4 protein-coding genes are annotated in these 4,500 nt (G+C 58.4%); 2 read left to right on the top strand and 2 right to left on the bottom strand.

Features of this window, described 5'->3' with window-relative positions; translation table 11 throughout:
* Positions 1–431: 431 nt before the first annotated feature.
* Positions 432–941: a GNAT family protein gene (locus EOA33_RS25400; RefSeq protein WP_245482428.1), complete on the bottom strand. Its 510-nt coding sequence runs from the start codon at positions 939–941 to the stop codon at positions 432–434.
* Between the two features lie 176 nt (positions 942–1,117).
* Positions 1,118–2,278, bottom strand: coding sequence for a M20 family metallopeptidase (locus EOA33_RS25395; protein ID WP_245482427.1), 1,161 nt, complete (start codon positions 2,276–2,278; stop codon positions 1,118–1,120).
* Positions 2,279–3,251: 973 nt separating this feature from the next.
* On the opposite strand from EOA33_RS25395, the gene EOA33_RS25390 reads away from it, so the two are divergent.
* Both EOA33_RS25390 and EOA33_RS39835 read left to right on the top strand, forming a co-directional pair.
* A complete protein-coding gene (locus EOA33_RS25390; RefSeq protein WP_127406882.1) occupies positions 3,252–4,286 on the top strand; it encodes a histone deacetylase family protein in 1,035 nt (344 codons plus the stop codon).
* A partial coding sequence (locus EOA33_RS39835; RefSeq protein ID WP_210212604.1) for a hypothetical protein occupies positions 4,279–4,500 on the top strand: 222 nt, incomplete at its 3' end. The genes EOA33_RS25390 and EOA33_RS39835, both read left to right, overlap by 8 nt.

Here is a 4,500-nt window from a genome sequence, read left to right as displayed (position 1 = left end):
TTAGCTGCATTCGTTTCATGATCGAACGCGGAGTTTCTTTCTGTCGACATTAGCTTTCCCTGCCCGCTTTAGATCAAGGCTAGGCTTGAACCATTGGTACTGCCCTGTGCGATGAACTAAGAGCGCCGCGTTTGCGTTAAGATGCGATGTATACTTGGCGCGTCAATGATTGGCATATATTGGCCGGCCGACTTCGCCGGACTGGACCGTGGGCATGTAACGGGTGCTGACCATCCCGCTGCACATTGCGCCGATACGCTGCGGCCTTCCGGCAAACCGTCTTTAACGCGTTCCAGCCCATTGGCGTTGGCCCCGCGATCAGCACCTGATTGATCTCGCGTCAGATCCCACTTGCGGACTCCTGATTTGCGATTTTTTGAGCGAGGTTTGACCAATGCAAGCCATGGATGGCCGTTGGCATCGACGGTGGCTCATTTCGCGTGCTCTGCCTCCCAATCGGGTCGCACTATTGCGAGGACAAGCTCATCGCAGCGCTTCCCGTTCATGACCCAACTGCCGCGGGCGATGCCCTCCGCTCTGAATCCTACTGCTTCGTAGGCTCTCTGGGCCCGCTCATGGTCATGAAGACAGCCGATCCATAAGCGATAGACATCCGTCTCAAGGAAAGCCGCGTCCACTACAAGACGCATCATCCCCTTGCCATAGCCTGAACCGGGCTGGGCGACGGCAACACGGAACACCAGCGTGACTTGATTGGCTGAGGCCCAATCTCGCAGTATCGCAAAACCCACCGGCTGGACACCTGAACAGGCCACGAAATAAGCGAAACGCGGGTCAGCGAGAGCGGCAGCATGTTGATCCTCGGTCCACCGGCCGACCAACTCGCCGTAGCCTTCGCCTCGCTCGGTGGCCATCACGAATGGAATGTCAACTGCTGTCGCGCGGCGCAGCTTTAAATCAGGATGCATGTTGTTTTCCATTTGCCGACTGCTGGATTTCGGAACTCTCCTAAAGCGATCGAGCATTTCACTCGGCGCTTTTGTGACGCGGCCCGTGAGCTGCCGACGGTCGCCGGCTTCCAAGTCATAACACCGTCCTTCCATTCGACCCTGTCCGACGAAACCAGCCTCCACCTAGGTGGTAACATTGGATGTGGCTACCCTAGCGTCTCGAAAAGCCGCAGCAACAGTGTCGCCCGTGGGACGAGGGATGAAATGACGATTTGCTCCTGATGACTATGCGCGCCCTGGCCGTCCGGCCCCATCCCATCGAGTGTGGGTGCAAATTGGGCCGTGAAATTGGCGTCCCCGCCGATCGGACCATTGACGCCGACCAGCTCGAAGCCGATTTCGGCCGCAAGCTTGTGCGCATGCTGAAAGAGCGTCTCGATCTCAGGAGTCTTCTCGTAACCTGGACGGCGGCCCATTCTGACGGTGGCCTCGATCTTCACGTCCGGATCATAGGGTTTCAACGCGCGCACCCGCGCGATCGTTTTCTCGGCGAGCTCCCGATCGAACGAGTACAGGCTGGCCTTGGCGAAGGCATGGTCGGGCACAATACCCGTACTAGTCCCGCCTCCGATTACGCCGACGTTTATGTAAAGGCCTCTTTCATAGTCATTCATCGACTCGAGATCGAGGATGTGCCGCGCGAGTTCAAGGACGGCGCTGCGTCCGTCTTGCGGGCCTAACGAGTGCGCGGAGCGGCCGGTTACTTGCAGGTTGAAGTTCGCTGTGCCGCCCTTACGCGAAGTGACGATCTTGCCGCCGTCGCGCGCGGGCTCTGTGACAAGTACGTAACGAGCACGGCGAGCCTCCTCCTCGATGAGCGCGCGCGAGGTGGGGCTTCCAACTTCCTCGTCCGAGACAAAGAGATGGCGAACCGGTAGCTTCGCAGGCCCGCTGGCGCGGATTAGATGGCAGAGAGCGGCGAAAGCGATTACGGCTCCGCCCTTCATGTCATAGATGCCGGGTCCATAAGCGGTGTCGCCCTCGACCCGGAACGGGAGACCACCGGCCAGTGTGCCTACCGGATGCACCGTGTCGATATGACTCACCACGAGAACGCCGGGCTCCTCACCGCCCCAAGGCGAAGCCACAAGGAGTAGATCGCCGTATTTTCGCCCCGGTACTGCCTCTTGGCCTGCGATACGCTTCGTCTTCGCACCGGCAGCCTTGGCATCGGTTTCGATCTTGTCAACCAGGCGGTTCACGGCCATGTCATCTTCTGACGGTGTCTCTATCTCAACCCAACTTTTGACTTCATCGAGCAGCGCCTGGGTGTCAAAGAGGAGCCCGTTTGAAAATTTGTTGATCACGTCAGTTCCTCCCCTCGGTCGGATCGAGATGCACTCGGGTGTCACGTCAGCCAAAGCGCTCTAACGCTCAATGTAGATATGCCTGGCATACATGGTGTGTCAATGCTCTTTTAAGCAAGGTAGTGCGCGGATGGCCAGCGCTCGCCGAAGTTGCGAGGATGCCCTTGAGGTCTTAGCTGAAGTCCTCGCGAGACGACTTTCGGCAGCGAGCCGGAATTCAAGATGCCAGCTAGCGACTACCTCGCCCATTGGGGCGGGCTCATTCTTGCATCTCGCCGCGAGAGATGCCAGGGCACATCATCACCGGGAGCTTGTCCTTATCAGCGACCGCGCCAGCAGACGCCTGCTCGACGACGTCGCCCCAAGCCGCCTGCGGCTAGCGGCAAGCAACGCTGCGCAAGGGCAGAAACTCCCAATCTTATCGCACCCTCAAGAACGGGCCCCTACAAGGACCGCTCTTTGAGAACCTTGGGATCGCACAGCGCGCCTCGATTCCTGGCGCGAGCTCGACAACGCGAAGTGCCGCACAATCGAGTCGCCGCCAGCAGCGACTACAGAGAGGCGGTGGCGCCTGCCCTTCTGCTGGATTTTTGCGGTCTGGTCGCCGGGCCGCCTTCGCCAACAATCAGACCAGTTGCGGCCGGCAACCGAGCCAAAGACGCCGATGTCGGAACTCCGACCAAAGTGGTGGCGTGAGTCAAACACACTGCACGCCGTCCAGTGTGCGAAGGCCGCAAATTAAACGGCGGACCAATACCTGGCATATATCCTGCTAGAAGAACCTTGCCCAACGAGCGGCGCTGTATTGGAGGACCGTGATGATTGATCAACCTCGAGACATTCCATTTCGCCGCGGTCCTTAATCGTCCCAACAACCGATCACGTCCGCGCCAGTGACCGCATCGGCGGCATCATACAGCAAAACGTCAATTGGTTCCTCTTCCTTGTCGAGCTTAGTAGTTGGAGGTGCACAATGATCGTCGTCCACCATCCCGACCAAGCCTTGCATGACCCGGGCATGGTTTTCTGGGCCGGCCGCTTCGTGGAACAGGCGGAACGACCCGAGCGTTACCGCGTGCTTTTAGACGCGGTCATGCGTGATGGGCACAAAATCTTGGAGGCTCCTCTCGGATCTCTCGCACCCATTCTGGCGGTCCATGATCGTAACTATGTGGAGTTTCTTCGGACAATACACCATCGATGGATATCCAAGGGATACGGACCAGTTGCCGTTCCCTACGTTCACCCAACCAATCGGATGGCTCGAAAGCCCACGGACTTGGTCGGCGAGCTAGGGTGGTATTCGAATTCCACTACTTGTCCAATCATGAGTGGGACCTGGCAAGCAGTAGCGGCCAGTGCGCAAACTGCAGTCCACGGTGCACGAATGCTAAAGATGAACGACGGGCCGGTATACGCGATGTGCCGCCCACCCGGGCACCATGCCTATTCCGACTTGATGACAGGCGTCTGTTATCTAAACAATGCGGCTATCGCAGCGAATGAATTGGTCGAGGGCTTTGGTAAGATTGCCATCCTCGACATTGACGTCCACCACGGCAACGGCATTCAGTCTATCTTCTGGCAACGCTCCGACGTCCTTTATTGCTCTGTCCATATCGACCCGTGCCTTGCCGCTCCGTTTTTCGCGGGCCACGCGGACGAGGTCGGCGCGGGCCCAGGTCTGGGATTGACTTTCAACCAGCCGTTGCCGCACGCGACAAGTGATCCTAAGTGGCTCGTTGCGATCGATGGCATGATAGCCCGCGCTCGGGATTTCAACCCGGGCGCCCTGGTGGTTGCGTTGGGCCTCGACGCTGCTGAGCGCGACCCGATGGACACTTTCAGGATAACAGAGGACGGCTTTCGCGAGGCCGGCCGTAAAATCTCGGCAGTGGGGCTCCCGACGCTGCTCGTTCAGGAAGGTGGCTATTTGAATCCGATGCTGGCGGGTTATCTCCGAGCGTTCCTGAGCGGGGTCGAAAGCGAGGAAGTCTTTCGTGGCTAAGAATTCACAGGAGCATTTCAATTATTCTCGCATCGAACTGCCCGCTGGCAGAGTGTGCAGTCAATTTACCGATCAATGGGTTGCCAGCCACCAAACGGGCTGGAGCCTCGGCCGAGATTCAGGTGAAAGCGATCATCCTAAGCTCGTTCAGACAGCTAGAGGGAACACAAATGTCGATAGCAGCGCCCTGCGCCGATCAAATCAATCCGTCATC

It is taken from the genome of Mesorhizobium sp. M4A.F.Ca.ET.050.02.1.1, assembly GCF_003997725.1.
Lineage (GTDB): Bacteria > Pseudomonadota > Alphaproteobacteria > Rhizobiales > Rhizobiaceae > Mesorhizobium.
This window is presented reverse-complemented; position numbering and strand designations above follow the sequence as displayed.

Coding starts and splice junctions, on each gene's coding strand:
- EOA33_RS25400 (WP_245482428.1), bottom strand. CDS start 941: ATGGAAAACAACATGCATCCTGATTTAAAGCTGCGCCGCGCGACAGCA.
- EOA33_RS25390 (WP_127406882.1), top strand. CDS start 3,252: ATGATCGTCGTCCACCATCCCGACCAAGCCTTGCATGACCCGGGCATG.